This window comes from Devosia sp. WQ 349K1, from assembly GCF_016595685.1.
Lineage (GTDB): Bacteria > Pseudomonadota > Alphaproteobacteria > Rhizobiales > Devosiaceae > Devosia.
The window spans coordinates 40,304-61,138 of sequence record NZ_JAENGO010000007.1 but is presented as its reverse complement, the minus strand read 5'-3'; the positions used below and the strand labels follow the sequence as shown (position 1 = coordinate 61,138).

The following is a 20,835-nucleotide window of genomic DNA, read 5'->3' as shown; positions in this document are numbered from 1 at the left end:
AGATTGGGGTGCCGGACCACTGTCAGCTTGCCAGAAAGCTAAGTTGACAGCTACACATTCCGGCGGCCACAAAAGGCACGCGCCTCGTTACAACCGCCTATAGTCGAGAGCCATTGGGAAAGTCAAACTATGAGCCTGCGTCTTGCAAAAGCCTCCGTTGTCGCGACCATTCTGGCCGTTGCGCTAGCTGGTTGCAGTAGCAGCACTGCTCTGGTGACACAGCGCACCCAAGGGTACGTCATCCCAAGCACTGCGCTGCAGCAGATCCGTCCGGGTCAAAGTCAGCAGACGGTACAGTTGGTTCTGGGGTCGCCGCAGTCGACCAACACATTCGGTGACCAGACCGCTTGGTACTATGTCGAGACCAAGGTGAACCAAACCTCGTTTGGCTTCACGCAGATCAAGGAACGTACGGTTCTGGCGGTCTATTTCGACAAGAGCAAGAAAGTCAGCGAGCGCGCTGTCTACTCGCTACAGGATGGCCGCGCGGTCGACATCGAAACCCGCCGCACCCCATCTTTCGGTCAGGATGCGACCTTCATCGACTCGATCCTCTCCTCGTTCTAATTCTGATTCCAGAAACGAATTTAAGCCTCGGATTTTCTGAGGCTTTTTTGTTTTCTTGGCCGCTGTGATTGTGCCCAAGTGAGGCCGTATCGATAGGCCGTTGCAAGGCCTAACGACACCACGATCACCACTATAATCTGCGTGTATGGAGTCCAGTGCGGGAAGTAGTCCTCAACCCGTCTCAGGATGAAGACGTGGACCAGATAGGCTCCGAAACTGGCTTGCGCGAGTGCCGACAGAATGGGCGAAGTCGGCCTACTGATACGTAGGAATACAACGCCTACCCCCACGGCCCAGAACAGCGTGCCAATTGAGTACTCGTTGTCCGAGAAACTTGCCCCTCGGAGCCTGTACTTCTCAACCAAGTGCAGCACGAGCCCCAGAAGACTCACGAGGAGCCACCAGCGTGTCGAGAGCTGCATCCACCTTGGATCGCGCTTCAGGCTGACACCAATCAGGAAGAATAGCGGCGCGAAGAACAGTCCGCTGCGCATCCAATAGATGGGAAAAACTTCGCCAGTCAGCAGCGCGCTATATACACCTAGCAACATGCCCGTTGCGTGTAAAACAGTCGTCAGTACCGCGGTTGCGGCAAAGCCCATGCTCGACAGACCAGCGAATACGATCGACCCGCCGACGAGCAAGGCCGGCAAGTACCACAGATGATATCCGGCCCCTCCGGTCCACGCGACGAGCAGAACCCGTTCCACGAGCACGACAGGGTCGCCCACATAGGCACCGGGGCGCACATTATAGAACGCGAGCCAGAACAAGAGCGGCCATGCAATACGCTGCCAGAGTTTGCGAACAGGAGCGTTTGTGGCGCTGAAAAATCCGGCAAGGATGAAAAAGCTTGGCACGGCGAAGCGCGACAGGTCGCGCAGGATGTCGCGCATCGGATCGCCTTCGGGAAACGCCCCGTAGGCATGGATGCAAACAACGGCGCAGAAGGCGACGAGGCGCAGTAAATCCGCCCCCGCATGTCTGTTTACGGTTGTCTGTCCCATCCTCTACCCTCCCAACGGTCAGGATAGGGCGATCGCAGAACAAAAAAATACCCGGATTTCTCCGGGCATTTTGAATTCTTGATTTTGGCGCTCTTAGAGCTCGGAACCGGCGTCGCGGGCAATCTTGTCGAGAGCGCCATTCACGAGGCCCGCTGCATCGTCCTCATAGAACGCGCGTGCAACATCAACATATTCAGTGATGACGACGCGTGCCGGAATATCCTTGCGGAACAGCAACTCAAACGCAGCAGCGCGTAAAATAGCGCGCAGGGTCGCGTCTACACGCCCAATTGGCCAGCCTTCTGCCAGCGCTTTGTCGACCGTCGGGTCAACTTGGAGCTGATGCTTAGCAACGCCGGACACGATCTGGCGGAAGAAATCGGCGTCAGCGGGTAGATACTGTTCGCCTTCGATTTCACGGCCGAGATGGAAGGCGCCGAACTGTGCGAGCGTGTCTTCCAGCGTCGCGCGGCCAATATCCATCTGATAGAGCGCCTGAACGGCGGCAAGGCGCGCAGCACCACGCTGATTAGCGGGGCGCACAGCGCCGGGATCACGTTTTGGATGGTCGGTCATCGGCTGTTCAATCGGTTCTATCAGTCATCTTCACTCAGGACGGTTTTGTCCTGAGCAAGTTCGGCTAGGAAGTTACGGAAGTCGTCCGCCGCAGAGAAGTTCTTATACACACTCGCGAAGCGAACAAATGCGACATCGTCGAGCCCTTTGAGCCCTTCCATCACATATTCGCCAATTTGGTCAGAGGTGACCTCCATATCGCCCAAGCTTTCCAGCTGGCGAACGATACCGGAGATCATGCGCTCTGCGCGCTCTGGTTCTACAGCGCGCTTACGCAAGGCCGTGTTAACAGAGCGGGCGAGTTTATCCCGATCAAACGGGACTTTTCGTCCGCTCTTTTTCACGACAGTCAGGTCACGAAGCTGCACGCGCTCGAAGGTCGTAAAACGCCCCCCGCAAGCGTTGCACACGCGGCGACGCCGAATAGCGCCCGAATCTTCAGTCGGGCGGCTATCCTTCACCTGCGTGTCGTCATTGCTGCAATAGGGGCAGCGCATGGGCCGTAACCTCTATTAGCTGTAGATCGGGAAGCGTGCGGTCAGGGCTTTCACCTTCTCGCGCACAGCCGCTTCTACAGCGCCGTTGTTGTCTTCGCCGTTGGTCTTGAGACCATCGAGAACTTCGATAATCAGCTCACCAACTTCGCGGAATTCAGCTTCGCCAAAACCACGGGTCGTGCCCGCTGGAGTGCCGAGACGAATGCCCGAGGTGATCGCTGGCTTTTCAGGATCGAACGGCACAGCGTTCTTATTGCAGGTGATGTAAGCGCGGCCGAGGGCAGCTTCTGTTGCCTTGCCGGTCAGGCCCTTCGGACGAAGGTCAACCAGCATCAAGTGGTTGTCCGTACCGCCGGAGACGATCTCGACACCACCCTTTACGAGGGTATCAGCCAGCACCTTAGCGTTAGCAACAACTTGCGCCGCGTACTGCTTGAATTCAGGCTGCAGAGCTTCCTTGAACGCAACTGCCTTACCGGCAATCACATGCATCAGCGGGCCGCCCTGAATGCCTGGGAAAATGGCCGAATTGATCTTCTTCGCGATCGCTTCGTCATTGGTCAGGATCAGACCACCGCGTGGGCCGCGCAGGGTCTTGTGGGTGGTGGTGGTCGCGACGTGCGCATGTGGGAATGGGCTTGGGTACTGGCCACCGGCCACGAGGCCTGCAACGTGCGCCATATCGACGAAAAGCAGCGCGCCGACTTCGTCAGCGATTGCGCGGAATTCAGCCCAGTCCATGACGCGCGAATAGGCCGAGAAGCCTGCGACGATCATCTTTGGCTTGTGCTCACGCGCCAGCGCACGCACCTGATCCATGTCGACATAGCCGTCCTGCTGACGCAGGCCGTACTGAATAGCGTTGAACCACTTGCCAGACTGGTTTGGCTTGGCGCCATGGGTCAGGTGACCACCAGCGTCGAGCGACATGCCCAGAATGGTATCGCCTGGCTGTACCAGCGCCTGATAGACGCCCTGGTTCGCCTGCGAACCGGAGTTCGGCTGCACGTTGGCGTATTCAACGCCGAACAGCTGCTTTGCGCGTTCGATGGCAAGGCTTTCCGCCACGTCCACATATTCGCAACCGCCATAGTAGCGCTTGCCGGGATAGCCTTCGGCGTACTTGTTGGTCAGCACCGAACCCTGTGCTTCGAGCACAGCGCGCGAGACAATGTTCTCGGACGCGATCAGTTCGATTTCATGCTGTTGACGGCCGAGTTCCTGACCCATTGCTGCGGCGAGTTCCGGGTCGGTCTCGGCAACGGAATTGGTGAAGAAGTTTGGAAACAGATTTGCAGCGCTCATCGGAGGGTTCCCTCGCAAGAGTTCGAAGTGGACGAATTGGCGATGGCTTTATCACGCGAAAGCGCGCGATTCCAAGGCCGGACGATGTGCAAAGGGTCCATAGGGCTCCCCTATTTGCGAATGGGTGCCCAGGCGAGCGGCTCAACAAGGTCCGCGCTCCCCGATGGTTCCCCATCTTTCCTCGCCAGTCGCACGAACCAGAGCCTTATGCCGCAAAACGGGGCGAAGGGGAAGAGGGATGAATGTGCAGAGCAGCATCTTGCCCCACAGCGATGAAGATCCTTAAATGACAGTAACTAGGGAGCACACCAGTGATGACTGACAACGCCGAACACGTCCAGGATGCCCCGCCTCCTCATGCAGATAACTCGAACGACAGCCTTCTACATTGGACGTCCCCCCGCCAATGGATTGAGCGAGAGCTGGAGTTATGGGATGCGCTTCACGCGCGTGTCCGCACATTGCACCAAAGGTCCCCCCTAGCCGACGATACTCTCCTCCGGTACGAGACTCTTTTCTCCGCTTATCACAGGTTTTACAGCTCTATCGGAGGAGCACGCGAGACAGACCTTCCCAAAATATTAGATGAGTTAGTAAGCTCTCGTCAAATTGCTGTACTTCATGGCCATTTTGGAAAAACCATTAAGGAACTTATCTACGCCGCTCCTTTGGGGATTCTACTAGCCCTCGAAGCCCTAACAGCGAAAAAATGGCTACCCGAAAAAGACGAACTCGCTAGCGCCAATACCGCTGTAGAAATCCAACTCTACAGCAGCCTCACTCTCGACAGAATTCCTAACGCATTCAACCAGCAAGACTTCTACTTATTGGACATCGGAAGCCGTTTCGGGAAACTCGTAAGCGACATTGAAGCCACGAAAAAAGCTGCATCGACGAGCATAGCCGCACAGCAAACCGAACTAGTGAAGTGGATTAGCGAGCAAAAAGCCGAAATCTCCGCGCTTCACGAAGTGTACCACACGAAGCTTGGTTTGGAGGCACCTGCGAAATTCTGGGCCGACAAAGCCAACGATGCACGCGCAGCAAGTCGATGGTTTTATGGAGTATTCTTAGCATTAGTCGTAATCGGAATTGGCATTTCCGTATTTGCAGCTTCGATGCTTTGGGAAACGATCAGTTCCATGACCAACTCAACCACCGGAATACCCTTCGGCTTAATGGCAGTGATATTGGTTCCGGTTCTCGGTTACGCGTGGCTACTCAAACAGGTTAGTCGCTTGTTTCTCACGAACCGAGCGATTGCTGACGATGCTAGCTATCGTCACGTTATGACGATGACTTACCTAGGCTTGGTGAACGACCCCAACAGCAAGATTACAAAAGAGGAACGAGCACTAATACTAAACGCACTGTTCCGCCCTGCACCATCAAGCACTCAGGATGATGGGCCGCCGATGGGTGTCTTTGATCTCATCAACGGCAAAAAGCCGTAGCAGGAACTCAGGCGTATTTGCCGAATGTGCCTGAAGGGGGCGTAGGTTGGGTCTCGGCCAGCTTTTTACGGAGTTTTGCTAGGGCAAGCTGCTGCATATGTCCGCGCGCCGTATTGACTGGAGCGATGACGATCACCTCAGTGCCGCTGTCGACGTCAATCGCGGCGACGCGCATCTGCTGACCAAGCTGAACGAACTCGAAAAACACCTCGCCTTCCATATTGGCCTCCAAAAACAGCGCTCTATCGCCATGTTAGCACATTTACGAGTGTCGTAACATGGGGCGCTAACCAGCAGGCTCCCCTTCCCCGCTTTGTTTGCCTGTCTTGGCCCGAGCAACGCCACGCCGGCCACCCAATAGCAAAAAGGCCCCGCCGAAGCGGAGCCTTTAAAACCTGTAAAGCCAGAGCGTTTACGCTTGGAAGCTGACTTTGCCCTGTTCGTCAAACTTGTAGACGTCATCACGGAAGCTGACTGTGCCCTGACGATTGGCCCAAGCGGTGATGTAGGTGGTGTGGATTGGAACACGCGCCTTCACTTCAACGTCGAGACGGGTCAGCGCTTCAAAGGTCGAGTCGACCTTGTTCTGATCCCAGTCGCCATTGTCACGTAGGAGCCAATTGACCATCTGGTTGACGTTGTTAACGCGCACGCAGCCCGAAGAGTGGAAACGCGCGTTCTCGCCGAACAATTCCTTGCCAGGGGTGTCGTGCAGATAACAATCGTAAGGGTTGTAGAAATTAATCTTGCAGTGACCCATCGAGTTCGCCGCGCCCGGCTCCTGACGGTACATATAGTTCACTTCACGATCGGAGATATTGGACCAGTTGATCGTCTGCGGATCGATCTTAGTGCTGCCGTCGTAAATGAAAATATTCTGCTCTGCGAGGTAGTTGGAATTTTCCATCATATACTTGGTCAGATCCTGACGGATCAATGACTTAGGCACATGCCAGTATGGGTTGAAGTTCACCTGATGAATGTTCGAGGCCATGATCGGCGTAGCGCGGTCGGCACGACCGACGACGGCGGTGTGGCGTTGTTCCACCGCACCTTCGTTCACCGCTTCAATGGTTGCCGCCGGAATATTCACGACGACATAGCGCGCGTTCAGCTTGGCAGCCATGTTCTGAACCCGGGTGTAGTTCAGATAAAGCTGCTGCATGCGCTGCGCTGCAGACACATTCATTGCATACCAGGTGGCTTCGTCGATCTGTCCGTTCACAACGAGGCCGTGGCGCGCTTGGAAAGCACGCACGCCGCGATCCGTGTCGGCATCAAAACTGTCGTCCGCGTATTCAACCAATGGCATGTCGCCAGAAGAAATCAGACGGCGCTTCACAGCAACGACGGCCGGAGAATTCGCGCCGAGAGCGAGGCGGAATGCCTGCTGCGGAATCTCTTCCCAACCACCAGCGGCGACGAAAGGCTCGTATTGCGAGATCGCCAGCTGCAGATTGTACAGGGTGTCGAAGGAAAGGATAGGCTCGCGAGTCGCAATGAGCGCCTCTGCGGCGGCAGTGTTGCCGGCCTGATCGACCTTAACAACGCGATTGCCACCGAACCACCCCTGAGCATGTGCGCTCGGGAGAGTTAGAGTTGCCCCAAGATAGGCGCAGCCTCCCAAAAACTTGCGACGATTCAAAAGCATCTAGCCACCCAGAAAATTCTTTGCCCGCAGGCCCCTACCATCCTCATAACGATCAAAGGATGGATGCCCCAAAACAGTCACGCAGGAATGAAAACGACATAGACCTACCGGTCAATGGTTTCAAACCCTGTAACGGACTGAAAAGCGCAATTTTGCGGCATAAATAAGAAACGCCGACCAACTGGCCGGCGCTTGTTTCGGAGTCGTGGCACGGAGGCAACACACGCCACCATCTGCCGAAGATTTGTGTCCGCTCTAATCGTTGCGGGTTTAGAGCTTGTAGAGGATCTGGTCGACCCAGAAGCGTTCAAGTCGAGCGAGAGCCTTGTTCAGACCATCGAACTCGTCATCGCCCAGACCACCGACCTTATCGATAGACTTGAGGTGACGGTCATAGAGCTCGTCGATCACTTCCGCCACTTCTTCACCCTTAGGGGTCAGCTTGATGCGAACCGAACGACGGTCAGTGCGCGAGCGCTCCTGGAAGATGTAGCCAGTTTCGACCAGCTTCTTGAGGTTATAGGAGACGTTCGAGCCGAGGTAATAACCGCGAGAGCGCAGTTCACCTGCAGTGAGCTCTGCGTCACCGATGTTGAACATCAGCAGCGCCTGAACCGGGTTGATGTCGTCCCAACCCATACGGTCGAACTCATCCTTGATCAGGTCGAGCAAACGACGGTGGAGACGTTCAACACGGGATACTGCTTCGAGGTAGAGTGGCTTCAGGCCTGCGCTAGAGCGTTCAGGGGTTAGCGCCTCAGCCGCGTTCGATTTGATTGCCATAGTGTGCCTCACTGTTTTGCTTGTGCGATTTTTCGCATCTCGTGAGGATGAAACTAGGCGTCTCCCATAAACATCGAACTAACTGACAGGCTTAAAACTATCTTACTGGAATGCAATGACAATTTAGCTTAATTGAGCCTTACACCTAGTCAGAAACTCGTAACCTTTCTCAGGTGTAAACACATAAAATTGCGCCACACCCGTGCTTTGATGCAAATGAAAGGCAAGTTTTGCTGGAGTTTTTAGTCAGCCGCCGCGCGTTTTAATCGCAAAGTGAGTGCAAAAATCAGCACAATTGCGAGCAAAAGCAGGATGCGAACGAAGAAACCGGCCATCGACATCCGCACATCAGGGTTACCGGAAAGGTAAAGCGCAAGCTCAAATACTGTCGCCGCGACAACTAACACCGCGCCCCAACTGGATTTTAGCCAAAGCCCAACCGCTGCAAACAGGCGCGCGATGCAAAAACCACCGAGATAGGTGAAGGCCGTTGCCCCCATATGCTCCATCGGGCTGACCCCGCCCGTGCTCACGCCCAAGAGACGCGCAGCATCACTCAGGCCAAGAGCCAGAGTGAAGAGAGCTACGATGCGAATGTAAAGGCCGTGATTGGGCGCAGGGAACAACATGGCATGATTGATAGCTGGCTCGCTTTATTGGGACAAGCCGCGCCTTGTGAGCTTTTGCTTAGGTTTGATAAGAGCACTGGATAACCCTTTCAACACTGCGTGCCTTATTCAGCATTTTCTTGTTTGCCCCTCGCAAGGGGAGGATAAGCGCACCAAAGCATTTTCCTCTGGAGCATAGTGATGAGCAACTGGCCCAAGCATGACATGAGCTTCCTGGGTGGCCGTCGCCTGCGACGCACCCGCCAATCGGCATGGAGCCGGGACATGGTTCGCGAAACCGAACTGCTTCCCCGCGATCTGATTTGGCCGCTCTTTGTTATCGAAGGCCAGAACGAGCGCACTGAGATCAAGACGATGCCGGGCGTGGAACGCCTGTCTATCGATCTTATGGTCGAAGCCGCCAAGCAGGCGCGCGATGCTGGCATCCCTGCCCTTGCTATTTTCCCGAACACACCGGGCGAGCTTCGCAGCGAAAGCGCAGAAGAAGCCTATAACCCAAACAACCTCATGTGCCGGGTTCTCGCTGCCATTAAGGACGCCGTTCCAGAGATCGGACTGATTGCCGACGTGGCCTTGGATGAATACTCGGCAAATGGGCAGGACGGCCTTGTTCGCGACGGCGCAATCCTAAACGACGAAACCGTAGACGCTATGGTCAGGTCTGCAATCGTTCAGGCGCGTGCTGGCGCCGACATTATTGCGCCATCTGACATGATGGACGGTCGCGTTGCTGCTATCCGTTCCGCCCTGGACGATGAAGGCTTCGATCAGGTCCAGATCATGTCCTACTCGGCAAAATACGCTTCGTGCTTTTATGGCCCCTTCCGTGAAGCGGTTGGTTCGGGCTCGCGTCTGCAAGGCGACAAGCGCACATATCAGATGGACTACGCCAATTCCGATGAAGCTCTGCGTGAGATCGAGCAGGACATCGCTGAAGGCGCGGACAGCATTATGGTCAAGCCGGGTCTGCCGTATCTCGACGTCATCCGTCGCGCCAAGGATGCGTTCAACGTGCCGATATACGCCTATCAGGTGAGTGGCGAATACGCGATGATCGAGTTCGCGGGCCGCGCTGGCGCGATCAATCGCGATGCTGCCGTGCTTGAGAGCCTGTGGAGTTTCAAGCGTGCTGGGGCCAATGGCATCCTCACCTATTATGCCCTCGAAATGGCTCGCAAGCTGGCCAAATAAGGCCCGGCCTAGCAAAGTACCTTTGAAATCCCCGCTCCGGCGGGGATTTTTATGTGCGCCCTTCTCTCAGTCTGATTCCGCTTTTCGAGCCAAGGCCATGCTTTCGCGAGACCTTTTGCCAAAGCTCGCTTCGCGCCACTTCCATACCACGCACTTGCTTTCCGCACCCAAGCGATTTACCAAGTTTTTACTTGGAAAACTACGAGCCGCAAATGTCAGATCGTGTTGAGGGCCGTTGGGCCGAAATCTTCGGCCCCTCCTATCTCAGAGCGACCGCAATCATTTGCCTTGGCGTGGCATTACTGGCGTTCAACTCCTTCCTCTCCACGACGACCCTGCCGACTGCAGTGCGCGAATTGGACGGTGTTGAAGTTATCGCTTGGGCGACGACACTATTTTTGGTGTTTGCCATTGTAGGTGGCGCTGGGGCCGTACTCGTCAAACAACAGCTAGGCGCGCGTTGGGCTCTTATCGCCACCGCAGGAGTTTTCATCATCGGCACCCTCATCGCCGGTTTTGCCAATTCGATGACGCAGGTTCTCATTGGCCGCGCCATTCAGGGATTGGGTGAAGGCGCAGTTGCCGCGTTGTGCTTTGCGCTTATCCCCGAGCTCTTTCCCAATCGCTTGGTGCCCAAAGTGTTCGGTACCCATGCGATGATATGGGCGATTGCTGGCTTTGGTGGCCCCGCTGGCGCAGGTGCTTTGACAGAGTTCATTTCATGGCGCGCCGCATTCCTGGTCAATGTGCCCTTGGCGCTGATTTTCTGTGTGATGGTCCTCGCTGTCGTTCCCAATACACGCAGCACTGCTGAGAAGATGGCGTTCCCCGGCATTCGACTCTTTGGAATTGGTGTCGGCGTCCTGCTGATAGCCCTCGCTGCAGTCATGCCTTGGTTAGAGGCCGCCGGTCTCGTGGCGCTGGGAGCACTCCTCGTAACGGCTGCGATATGGCTTGATCGCCGCCACCCCACCCCAATGACCCCCAAGGGCGCATTCTGGTCGAACACGACATTGGGCCCCGGCTTCTGGACTATTCTCCTTCTGCCAATTGCGGGCACAATGTCAGCGGTCTACGTCGTCATGCTCCTGCAACAGCTGTGGGACTTTGGCCCGACGCTGGCTGGCGCATTTGCAGCGTTTATGTCGATGGCATGGAGCGCGTCTTCTATCGCCGTCGCCAATATCAAGAAGCGCTCAACAAGAAAGATATTCATCTGCATCGGCCCTCTGCTGGTCGCGATTGGGCTGATAACGGTTCTGATTGGACTGCAGCTAACCTCGCCACCGATCGTGGCCGTTGCCCAAATCTTCATCGGCTTGGGCTTTGGCACAAGCACAGGCTACACCATGATCAGCCTGATCGAGTCGAGCAGCGCCGCGGAACGGGATAAAACGTCTACGCTCATCCCGACCACACAATCGGCCGGCAATGCCATCGGCGCAGCCCTGGGCGGGGTGGTAGCAAATATGGCGGGCTATGCCGTCGCGACCAGCAATGAGGGCGTTTTGAGCTCCATCGTCCCGCTGTATATTGCAGCAACAGGTATTGCACTGATCTGTGGCGCCACAGCACTGGCGCTCGTCAGGCGCATCCCCAGCTACACCGAGACCGCAAATTCGCCCGAAACGGCTTGAGCCGGTGGCGGTTAACCGCCCTACCCGGCCTTATCGGTCAGCCCATCTTCTGAGGCGAATTGTGCTGGCCGCTTGCCCCGACGCGGGCGAAGTGCACTAACCACACCAGCAACAGCGACAAGGCCCATGCCAACTAGGGCGATGGGTTCTGGCGCATGGCCGAAAATCACCCAGCCCAAAATGCCCGCCCAGAGCAGGTGCATATAGCTCATCGGCGCGATGAATGCGGCGGGGGCATAGCGATAGGATTGGGTAAAGCAATAATGTCCCAGCCACGCTGAAACGCCCAAGCCAAAGAACAGCAGCATTTGGAATGGCGTCGGTGATACGCCGTGCATGGTCCAGGGCAGGAAAATGCCGAAACCAATAGCGCCCACCAAAGCCGAATAAAACAGCATGGCTGTCGTGCGCTCCGTCTTGGCCAGCACGCGCGAGAGCAGGTTGTAAGAAACTGAAACGATGACGTTTCCGAGAACGAAAATCACGCCCCACGGGTCCAGCCCGCCGCCCGGCCGCGCGATCAGCAGCACGCCGGCAAAACCGATACCAGCCGCGACCCAGGCATTTAGGCCAACTTTTTCGCTCAAAATCGGGCCGGATAGCGCCACAACCAGCACGGGCGCGAGATAGACAATAGCAGTGGTTTCCGCCACCGGCATTCGCTGGAATGCAAGGCTCACGAGCAGCGAACCAAGCGCAAGACTGCCAGCGCGCACCAAAACCCAGCCGGTACGTACCGTTTTGACCATCTCTTTGCCACGGAAGGGCGCGACCAAGGCCATCATCAGCAAGCAATGCCCGATGTAGCGCAGGGCCGTAACCATGGGCACATTATAGTCTTCGAGCAGAAGCTTATTGGTGGTGTCATTATAGGCGAAAAGCAGCGTCGCCGCGACGATGAGCACAAACCCACGCAAAGGCCTGTGACTTAACTCTGCGGGCGGTGAAGAAGTGGACATTGACCAATACCGGCTAGGGTCTTCAGCGTAACGACTCATGCCGCTGAATCGACTTCTGCGGACCATATGTCGAGCCTAGCCCAAGAGCGAGGCTCAAACTGCCTTGAAAAGTTAGTTTACCCGCCACTTGCAAACACGGCCCCACTTCCCATGTTTTACGCATGAACCCAGACTTCGCCGCTCGCCCTGAACTGCCGAACCCAACAACTGCCCCAGAACTTTTCGAGGGCGTTTTGACCCGTCGCGTGGTCGCTTACCTTATCGACCTTGCGTTGATCGGGGTCATCACGCTGATCCTCGGATTCGCGGGCCTGATTTTGGGCTTTTTCACTTTCGGGTTGGCGTGGGCCGCACTGGCGTTGGTCGTCCCGGCCTCTGTACTGATTTACTACGCAGTGACACTGGGTTCGCATCGCCGGGCGACTTGGGGCATGCAGATGATGGATATTGTCCTTACGCCAGCGCGGGGACAGCCGCTCGATGGCTGGATGGCCATTCTCCACGCCGCACTGTTCTGGGCGACATTCTGGATCGCATGGCCAATTGCTGTGCTTTTCCCGCTGTTCATGCCACGTCGCCAGATGTTGCATGATCTGGTCGTCGGTGGCTTGATGGTCCGCCGTTCTCCTATGGTGCGCCATTGGCGTCGGACGACTGGTCACGATACGTACTGAGAGATTGCAGCCGAGCGAGCACAGGAGTATCCTATGCGTTCTGTGCTCAGTTGCTATGTAGATGACCGATCAGACGCCTGAAACCACTCAGCTCTTCCTAACAGCAGCCATGCCGTGTCCGTATTTGCCGGACCGAATGGAGCGGAAGCTGTTCACGCATCTTTCCGGCCGTCGGGCCACGTCATTGCATCACATGCTCAGCGACAACGGTTTTCGTCGCAGCCAGAACCTGATTTACCGCCCCGCATGCGATGGCTGTAACGCCTGCCAATCGGCGCGCATCATCACCAAAGACTTTGTACCGAACAAGCGGTTCCGACGCACATCGCGCCAGAATGCCGATATCGCCGTAAAGGTGCGTCCGGCCGTCGCCACACTCGAACAGTTTGACCTGTTCAAGCGCTATCTCCATGCGCGCCACGAAACCGGTGGCATGACGCAAATGGACTGGCAAGATTACGAATATATGGTCGAAGACACACCAGTTCAGTCCATTCTGGTTGAGTATCGGCTCGCTAATCATCCCGATCAGCCTTTGATCGCCGTTGCGCTTACTGATGTGCTGCCAGACGGGCTATCGATGGTCTATAGTTTCTTCGACCCCGACATGAGCCATCGGAGTTTGGGGACATTCATCATTCTCGATCATATCGCCCAAGTTCGCGCTGCAGCGCTGGACTACGTCTACCTCGGCTATTTCGTCGAAAGCTCTCCCAAGATGGCTTACAAAGCGCATTATCAGCCGCTTGAAGTTCAAAAGGGCAATCTGGGTTGGGTGCCTCTTCACCTCAATGGAAATACTGTTCCTCATCAGTAATTTTACGCCGCATTAGGAAGATACTCGTAACAATGCCTTCACAAAACCGGTGGAGGCAACGGTGCAGCGGCAATTTCACAATATTCATTCAGTCACTCTTTCAGTTGTCGCGCCGTGCTACAATGAAGAAAGTGGACTTGATGAGTTCCACCGCCGCGTAAGCTCTATCTGCCAGTCCACCGTCGGGAACGATTACGAAATAGTTCTGGTCAACGACGGCTCGAAAGACGCGACCCTCGAAACCCTCTATCGCTTGGCGGCAACCGATGACCACTTGGTCGTCGTCGATCTCGCCCGCAATTACGGCCAACAAATCGCGCTCAGCGCCGGGCTAGAGGCAACGCGCGGCGCGCGCGTCCTCATCCTCGACGCCGATTTGCAGGACCCCCCAGAACTACTGCCCCAACTTATGGAACGCCTCGACCAAGGCGCGGACGTTGCCTATGGCCAACGCCGCCGCCGCGATGGCGAAGGCCGGATGAAGCTGGCAACCGCTCATGTTTTCTATCGCTTCTGGCGTCGTCTCGTCGACATTGACATGCCTCTCGACGCTGGGGAGTTCCGCCTCATCAGTCGCCGTGCATTAGACCATGTTCTTTCCATGCCGGAGCGCTATCGCTTTGTCCGCGGCATGATCAGCTGGGTCGGCCTACGCCAAGACGCTGTCATCTACGATCGCGACAAGCGCTTCATTGGCGAAACCAAATACAACTTTCCAAAGATGATCGCCTTGGCCATGGATGGGATAACCAGCTTCTCTATCGTTCCACTGCGGCTTGCGTCCCATCTTGGTTTCTTCATGGGCATCGCCGGCCTCCTGATGCTGCTCTATACCAGCTGGTCGTTCGTCACCGGCCGCGCCGTTGAAGGTTGGACGAGCCTTGCCTCAATCATGCTTGTGATCGGGTCCGGACAGTTTCTCGTCTTGGGCATTTTCGGCGAATATCTCGGGCGCATGTATATGGAGGCCAAGCGTCGCCCGCTCTACATCGTCAATGAAATCCGCAGAGGCGCGGAAAACGCTCAGCCGCAGGACGCGCGCGACCTTCAAGAAAAGCTGACCCACGCAATCGCAGCGCAGCGTTGAGACCATATGACGTTGGATACCGCACAATGGCGCAGCCGCGCCAACCACGCCCTATCGCCTGCGACCATAACTGCCGGCCTCTGGCTTATTGCCCTCATCTTCGTTCAATTTGCGCCGCTCTCCAGCGACAGCTGGTGGCAAATGTGGATCGCGCGCCAAATGAACGCTGGCATCCCCCTCTACGAGTGGATCAACGAGACCAATCCGCCGCTCTGGTTCTGGATGGCGCGGCCGGTTGCCTATCTCTCAGCGTTCACAGGCCTGCCCCAGCCCAATCTCATGGTCACGGGCATTATGCTCCAGATCGCTCTGTCGCTGTCCCTGTGTTGGATATTCTTGCGCCACCTGTCGCCGTCTCGGCAAACGCTTATCCTAGCCGGGCTGCTGTTCTGCATGATTGGCCCACACTACATCGAGTTTGGGCAACGCGATCACATGGCGCTGATCGCCCTCCCGCCCTATGTACTACTCATCGCTTGGCGCGCAGAGGGCAAAGCCGTTTCATTGGCCCTAGCGCTCGCCATTGGCTCCTTCGCCGCGCTGATGATCGCACTCAAGCCTCACATTGCCTTGGTCCCAATCGCGCTTGAACTTTGGCTGATTTACAAAAGACGCAGCTTTAAGCCATTCCGCCCCGAATGCCTGTGTCTTGCCATCGGCGCTGTCGTTTACATCGCCAGCATTGCGATCTTTGCACCTGCCTATTTCACCGACATCATTCCTGCCGTCACGGCAGCCTATGGCGATTTCGGTGGCCATAAAATCAGAGTCTTCCTGAGCCGTGCCGCTCTCATGCTGCCGATTGTGGCGCTCTACTTCTGGAGTTTTCGGGGGTCTATACCGCCAACGGCCCAAGCATTTCTCGCTATGGGTGTTGGCTTTACCGGCTCCATGCTGGTCCAGTTTAAGGGTTTTCTCTACCACGGCGACCCCGTCGCCTCGGCGATGCTGATGGCTGTTCTCTTCAACATCGTGTTGAGGGAGGGCCCAATCACTTTGCGCAAGCGCACCCTACTGGTGGCTATGGTCGGATTTGCCTTATCGCCCTTCGTTCAGAATGAGCGTCCGTACCAACAGTATGCAGCTCCACTGGTCAGCGACTTAGCGCCCGGCACAAAAGTGGCGACCGTGCTCATTGACCCAACTCAAACTTGGCCCCTTCTCGAACGGAATGGCCTCATCAACGTCTCTCGCTACTACCATCACTGGATGCTGGTGAAGTTAAACAGTACCCTGCGGAGCGGAGAGGACCTCCCACCAAAGCTACAGGCGATTGCTGATGATATCCGATCGGACCTTGCCAATGACCTGCTCTGCAATCCGCCGGATGTGCTGCTTGTCACCCCTGGCGCGCTCGGTGGCCAATGGCCCGTTGTTGATTTTCTCAAACAAGATCCACGCCTCGCACCAGTGATTAGCGCCTATAGCGAGGGTCCCGCACTCGAACATCTGGCACGCTACGACCGAGTGGCTCCGCTACCCGCCCCAACACCCGACCTCGAATGCTACACTTTAGCCCGATAGGGCATAAGGAAAGGGCGCCAAAATCACGCCTTCACTTGTGCGGCCTTCCGTGACGTCAACTGCAGAGCTTCTTGTCAGCGGGATGCGCGACTGCCGTTGATCGCCGTTTAGCCCGCACAAAACTCGTGATCCCGCACCAGGATACACGCAAAACGGCGTCGGACAGGCACACCCGCGGCGTCACGCTAAAAAGTTCCATCAAATTGAAACTATTCTGCAGCTCGCGCATTAAACCACTGCGCGGGCCAGCAATTTCGCATGTGCGGGCTAGCGACTAATAACACTGGTTAGTTTCACCGCAGATGCGTCGCCCGCTACTCGCGCGCAGACATGAACCTAACCAAAGACCACCCTAACTATTATTCCCACTCTTTGGGCTCTGTATCGTTATCAACTGGGGTCATAAATGTCTGCACAAGCTAGCTCCGCCAATGAACTAGAAGAACGTCTCACCTTCATTGGTTTAGATGAAAGAGCTCTCGCGGAGCTCGCAACCATCCAAGGCTATCTAGACCGTCACCTGCCTGTGGCCCTCGAGCGGTTCTACGAGAAAATCGCGACAGTTCCAGCGGTCAATCGCTTCTTTGCCGACAATGCGCAAATGCGGCGAGCAGAAAGTAGCCAAATTGATCACTGGAAGAAGATCGCCGCAGGCCGCTTCGACCAGCAGTATGTCGAAGCCTCCCGCCGTATTGGACTGCGCCACGCGCGTATCGGCCTAGAGCCCCGCTGGTACATCGGCGGCTACGGCGTGATTGTCGACCACCTTGTAAGCGGGGTCATTCAAGAGTTTATCGCCGATAATCTACAAAAGAGTGCGAAGGGCCTGTTTGGCAGGAAAACCGGCAATGACAATGCCGAGACCAACCAAAAGGTTGTTGAGCTCGGCGCCGCCCTCACTCAGGTCTTCAAAGCCATTCTCATCGACGTCGATCAGGCCGTGACCGTCTATTTCGATAAAATGACCGAAGACGCCGCCGCCATTTCCAAGGAAAACGCCGACAAGGTGTTGCATGCTGTGACAGCAACCGGCAATGTCCTTCAAAAAATGGCAGATGGTGACTTGCGGGAGCGGATCGAGCAGGAGCTTGATCCCAGCATGGCCCAGCTTAAGCGCGACACCAACGCTGTGGGCGAAAAACTCTCTGGCATTATCCATCAATTGCGAGACACCTCTTCGTCGCTCAAAATCGCGACATCGGAGCTTCTCTCCGGTGCAAACGATCTTTCGGCTCGAACACAGCGCCAAGCCGCAACCATCGAGCGAACCTCCACCGGGATGAACCAGCTTGTCGACGCGGTCCTCGACAACGCCAAGATCGCTAATGACGCCGCAGGATCCTCTAACCTGTCGATGCGGACGTCCGAAGAAGGACGCCTCGCCATGTCGGAAGCCACAACGGCCATGGAACAACTGGCCGACACGTCCGAAAAAATCGCCAAAATTGTCGGCATGATCGACGACATTGCATTTCAAACCAACCTCCTCGCCCTCAATGCCTCGGTCGAAGCAGCGCGGGCGGGAGAAGCCGGAAACGGCTTCTCTGTCGTCGCTGTTGAAGTCCGGCGCCTAGCGCAGTCGACTGCACAGGCCTCCAGTGAGGTAAAAGGCCTGATCGAGCAATCGGGGGTGGAAGTGCGGAACGGAGGACGCCTTGTTACCGAGGCTGCCACTCGCTTCGATGCGATGCAAACTTCTGCCAGCAAAACCAACGAACTCGTCGAGGTTATTGCCCAAAAGAGTCAAGTGCAGGCAGCGGCAATTGAGGAGATTAGCCGCTCCATTCGAGAGATGGATGAAATGACCCAGCACAACGCCGCGCTAGTCGAGGAGACAAATGCTGCGATTGAGCAAACCGAAGAGCAGGCGCACCGCCTCGATAAGGTCGTTGACGTGTTCATGATCAACCCCATGCCCAACAAGCACGAAGCTGGTCAGCACATAAGACCTTTGAGTCAAAAAAGAGCCTGATCCGAAACGACAAAGCCCACCGTCAGGTGGGCTTTCTCTTGTTCAGATCGGGCTAATTAGCCAACAAACTTGTTATTCTTCGGGAACCCGGTTGGGGGTTGGCGCCCTGCTGCCGCTCGGTCCCCGGCCCAATCCACCAGCTCCTCGGTCGGCTTGGAGTAAGTCCGTCCTGAGCTATCCTGCCAGGTGAGGCCGTCAGCGGCGAAGAAGGTCTTGATGTCGGAAACACCGCCATCCTTATAGCGCTGGAGCCGAACACCCTTGCCGCGCGTCATCTGCGCCAGCTGTGTCATTGGGAAAACCAGCAGCTTGCGATTTTGTCCGATGATCGCCACCCGGTCGCCGTCGCTCGGTACGATCAATTTCGCTTCTTCCGGTGCACTGACATTGAGCACCTGCTTGCCCTTGCGGGTGTTGGCGATGATGTCATCTTCGGACACAATGAAACCATACCCTGCCGACGAGGCGATGATGCGCTTCTGGCCCGGCTTATGGACAAACAGCGCGACGATGTCGGCACCCTCTTCCATATCCACCAACAGACGCACAGGCTCGCCCTGCCCTCGCCCGCCGGGCAATTTGTCCGCACCAATGGTGTAAACACGACCATCCGTGGTCAGCATGAGCAGCTTGTCGGTGGTTTCGCAGTTGAACGACAGCCGCAAGCGGTCGCCGCTCTTGAACGCCTTATCGTCGACAGTGGCGTTGTGCCCCTTTGGCGCACGAATCCAGCCCTTTTCGGAGAGCACCACGGTAATGGGCTCGCGTTCGATAAAGGCTTCAGTGATCTCCGCGAGGTCGGCTTTCGGTGCAACACCCAGAATAGTGCGCCGAGCGCCCAACGGATGCGGCACGCCGTCCTTGGTGAACAAGGGATAGGACTTCTTGAGAGCTTCCACCTGCTTGGCGATTTCGCCCCACTGACGCTTTTCAGACCCCAGCAATGCTTCGAGCTTGGTGCGCTCTTCGGAGAGGTTCGTGTGCTCAGTCCGCAGTTCCATCTCTTCGAGCTTGCGCAAAGAGCGCAGGCGCATGTTGAGAATAGCTTCCGCCTGATTGTCCGTCAGTTTGAACGTCTCAATCAAGCTGGCTTTCGGATCGTCATCCTCACGGATGATCCGGATCACTTCGTCGAGGTTGAGATAGGCGATGATGTAACCATCAAGCACCTCAAGACGGGAGGTGATCTGATCAACGCGGAACTGCGAGCGGCGAACCAAAACTTCTTTGCGATGCTCAAGCCAAGCCCGCAACGCATCGGCGAGGCTCATCACGCGGGGCATTGTGCCCCGATCAAGCACATTGAGGTTGAGGCCGAAGCGCACTTCGAGTTCGGTCAGCTTAAACAGCTGCTCCATCAGAATGACAGCGTCGACCTGACCATTTTTAGGTTCGAGGATAAGACGAATGTCGTCGGCACTCTCGTCGCGCACGTCCTTAAGCAGCGGCAGTTTTTTCGCCAGCAGCAGTTCAGCGATTTTCTCGACGAGGCGCGATTTCTGTACGCCGTAAGGAATCTGGGTGACGACGATCTGATAGACGCCGCGTCCCTTGTCTTCCTTGTCCCACGTGGCGCGCGTACGAAACGAGCCACGCCCGGTTTCATAGGCATGAACAATCGCCGAGCGGCTTTCGACCAATTGGCCGCCGGTGGGATAGTCCGGCCCGCGCACAAGGTCATCCATGCTTGGCGGCGCGGACAGATCTTGCTGGATGAGTTCTTCAACCGTCGCGTTGGGATTCTGGATGAGCTTGAGCGATGCGTTACACAGCTCAACAATATTATGGGGCGGGACCGAGGTCGCCATGCCCACAGCAATACCCATGGAACCGTTGGCAAGCAGGTTCGGGAAGTTCGACGGCAACACGATCGGCTCGTCGTCTTCGCCGTCATAAGTTGGCTTAAAATCGATGGCGTTTTCGGTGATGCCTTCGAGCAGACGCGTAGCAACCTCGGTCATACGGCTTTCCGTATAACGCATCGCCGCAGCGCTATCGCCGTCGATATTACCGAAGTTGCCCTGCCCGTCGACCAGCGGATAGCGCAGCGAGAAGTCCTGCGCCAAACGCACCAAGGCGTCGTAAATCGAAGAGTCGCCGTGTGGGTGGAACTTACCGATCACGTCGCCGACCACACGCGCGGACTTTTTATAGCCTTGGCTCGGATCGAGCTTCAGCAGTCGCATTGCGTGCAGAATACGGCGGTGCACAGGCTTGAGCCCGTCACGCGCGTCTGGCAACGCACGTTGCGTAATGGTGGAGAGGGCGTAGCTTAGATACCTCTCCTCAAGCGCCTGCTTAAGGTCGACGATCCGGAGGTCATCCGGCGGCGGGGTGGTATCTGCATCTGACATGAGTGCTTCAGTCCATGAGAACGAATCGGGAGCAGAATACAGCGCAAGTACGTTTCGCGCATGTACTCACCTTTCGTTTTGCCCAGTTTCCCGGACCCGAGAGCACTTTTGCCGCCACCCAGAGAATACTCCGTGCGGCGGTCAATCTAAG

General features: G+C 56.3%; 19 protein-coding genes and 1 riboswitch. Of the genes, 9 read left to right on the top strand and 10 right to left on the bottom strand.

Annotation, left to right across the window (positions count from 1 at the left end; translation table 11 throughout):
- Window positions 1–129 precede the first annotated feature (129 nt).
- A complete protein-coding gene (locus tag JHL21_RS14290) occupies window positions 130–567 on the top strand; it encodes an outer membrane protein assembly factor BamE (protein WP_169196094.1) in 438 nt (145 codons plus the stop codon).
- Window positions 568–587: 20 nt separating this feature from the next.
- Here JHL21_RS14290 and JHL21_RS14285 read toward each other — a convergent pair whose 3' ends face one another.
- The 4 genes from JHL21_RS14285 to glyA form a co-directional block, all read right to left on the bottom strand.
- The gene (locus tag JHL21_RS14285; protein ID WP_200214196.1) at window positions 588–1,574 is read right to left on the bottom strand and encodes an acyltransferase; all 987 of its coding nucleotides are present in this window, start codon (window positions 1,572–1,574) and stop codon (window positions 588–590) included.
- 93 nt (window positions 1,575–1,667) lie between these two features.
- Window positions 1,668–2,150, bottom strand: coding sequence for a transcription antitermination factor NusB (nusB, locus tag JHL21_RS14280; protein WP_169196092.1), 483 nt, complete (start codon window positions 2,148–2,150; stop codon window positions 1,668–1,670).
- A gap of 20 nt (window positions 2,151–2,170) precedes the next feature.
- On the bottom strand, window positions 2,171–2,647 hold the full coding sequence (gene nrdR / locus JHL21_RS14275; RefSeq protein ID WP_169196091.1) for a transcriptional regulator NrdR: 477 nt from the start codon (window positions 2,645–2,647) through the stop codon (window positions 2,171–2,173).
- Window positions 2,648–2,662: 15 nt separating this feature from the next.
- On the bottom strand, window positions 2,663–3,952 hold the full coding sequence (glyA, locus tag JHL21_RS14270; protein WP_200214194.1) for a serine hydroxymethyltransferase: 1,290 nt from the start codon (window positions 3,950–3,952) through the stop codon (window positions 2,663–2,665).
- Window positions 3,953–4,071: 119 nt separating this feature from the next.
- Window positions 4,072–4,154, bottom strand: a riboswitch (ZMP/ZTP riboswitch).
- 112 nt (window positions 4,155–4,266) lie between these two features.
- Between glyA and JHL21_RS14265 the strand changes: the two genes are divergently transcribed.
- Window positions 4,267–5,406, top strand: a complete 1,140-nt coding sequence (locus JHL21_RS14265) for a DUF6161 domain-containing protein (RefSeq protein WP_200214192.1) — start codon at window positions 4,267–4,269, stop codon at window positions 5,404–5,406.
- A gap of 7 nt (window positions 5,407–5,413) precedes the next feature.
- Here the strand turns inward: JHL21_RS14265 and JHL21_RS14260 are convergent, their stop codons facing one another.
- The 4 genes from JHL21_RS14260 to JHL21_RS14245 form a co-directional block, all read right to left on the bottom strand.
- Window positions 5,414–5,626, bottom strand: coding sequence for a hypothetical protein (locus tag JHL21_RS14260; RefSeq protein WP_200214190.1), 213 nt, complete (start codon window positions 5,624–5,626; stop codon window positions 5,414–5,416).
- Between the two features lie 192 nt (window positions 5,627–5,818).
- Window positions 5,819–7,057: a murein L,D-transpeptidase gene (locus JHL21_RS14255; protein ID WP_200214189.1), complete on the bottom strand. Its 1,239-nt coding sequence runs from the start codon at window positions 7,055–7,057 to the stop codon at window positions 5,819–5,821.
- Between the two features lie 270 nt (window positions 7,058–7,327).
- Complete coding sequence (locus JHL21_RS14250; RefSeq protein WP_169196086.1) at window positions 7,328–7,840, bottom strand: MarR family winged helix-turn-helix transcriptional regulator; 513 nt, start codon at window positions 7,838–7,840, stop codon at window positions 7,328–7,330.
- Window positions 7,841–8,082: 242 nt separating this feature from the next.
- Window positions 8,083–8,469: a hypothetical protein gene (locus JHL21_RS14245; protein ID WP_199530646.1), complete on the bottom strand. Its 387-nt coding sequence runs from the start codon at window positions 8,467–8,469 to the stop codon at window positions 8,083–8,085.
- 180 nt (window positions 8,470–8,649) lie between these two features.
- Between JHL21_RS14245 and hemB the strand changes: the two genes are divergently transcribed.
- Window positions 8,650–9,660, top strand: a complete 1,011-nt coding sequence (gene hemB, locus JHL21_RS14240) for a porphobilinogen synthase (RefSeq protein WP_200214187.1) — start codon at window positions 8,650–8,652, stop codon at window positions 9,658–9,660.
- A 212-nt stretch (window positions 9,661–9,872) separates the two neighbouring features.
- Window positions 9,873–11,297 carry an MFS transporter gene (locus tag JHL21_RS14235; RefSeq protein ID WP_200214185.1) on the top strand — a complete coding sequence of 475 codons (1,425 nt, stop codon included), beginning with the start codon at window positions 9,873–9,875 and terminating at the stop codon, window positions 11,295–11,297.
- A gap of 20 nt (window positions 11,298–11,317) precedes the next feature.
- Here the strand turns inward: JHL21_RS14235 and JHL21_RS14230 are convergent, their stop codons facing one another.
- Window positions 11,318–12,256 (bottom strand): DMT family transporter, encoded by a 939-nt coding sequence (locus JHL21_RS14230; protein WP_200214183.1) that lies wholly within the window; start codon window positions 12,254–12,256, stop codon window positions 11,318–11,320.
- Window positions 12,257–12,417: 161 nt separating this feature from the next.
- Between JHL21_RS14230 and JHL21_RS14225 the strand changes: the two genes are divergently transcribed.
- The 5 genes from JHL21_RS14225 to JHL21_RS14205 all read left to right on the top strand — a co-directional run bounded on the left by JHL21_RS14225 (window position 12,418) and on the right by JHL21_RS14205 (window position 18,330).
- Window positions 12,418–12,930, top strand: coding sequence for an RDD family protein (locus JHL21_RS14225; protein ID WP_169196083.1), 513 nt, complete (start codon window positions 12,418–12,420; stop codon window positions 12,928–12,930).
- A gap of 61 nt (window positions 12,931–12,991) precedes the next feature.
- The gene (locus JHL21_RS14220; protein ID WP_200214182.1) at window positions 12,992–13,747 is read left to right on the top strand and encodes an arginyltransferase; all 756 of its coding nucleotides are present in this window, start codon (window positions 12,992–12,994) and stop codon (window positions 13,745–13,747) included.
- Window positions 13,748–13,808: 61 nt separating this feature from the next.
- Window positions 13,809–14,834, top strand: coding sequence for a glycosyltransferase family 2 protein (locus JHL21_RS14215; protein ID WP_200214180.1), 1,026 nt, complete (start codon window positions 13,809–13,811; stop codon window positions 14,832–14,834).
- 6 nt (window positions 14,835–14,840) lie between these two features.
- Window positions 14,841–16,358 carry a hypothetical protein gene (locus JHL21_RS14210; RefSeq protein WP_200214179.1) on the top strand — a complete coding sequence of 506 codons (1,518 nt, stop codon included), beginning with the start codon at window positions 14,841–14,843 and terminating at the stop codon, window positions 16,356–16,358.
- 406 nt (window positions 16,359–16,764) lie between these two features.
- Window positions 16,765–18,330 carry a methyl-accepting chemotaxis protein gene (locus tag JHL21_RS14205; RefSeq protein WP_200214177.1) on the top strand — a complete coding sequence of 522 codons (1,566 nt, stop codon included), beginning with the start codon at window positions 16,765–16,767 and terminating at the stop codon, window positions 18,328–18,330.
- Between the two features lie 56 nt (window positions 18,331–18,386).
- Here the strand turns inward: JHL21_RS14205 and parC are convergent, their stop codons facing one another.
- On the bottom strand, window positions 18,387–20,684 hold the full coding sequence (parC, locus tag JHL21_RS14200) for a DNA topoisomerase IV subunit A (protein ID WP_200214176.1): 2,298 nt from the start codon (window positions 20,682–20,684) through the stop codon (window positions 18,387–18,389).
- Between the last annotated feature and the right edge of the window lie 151 nt (window positions 20,685–20,835).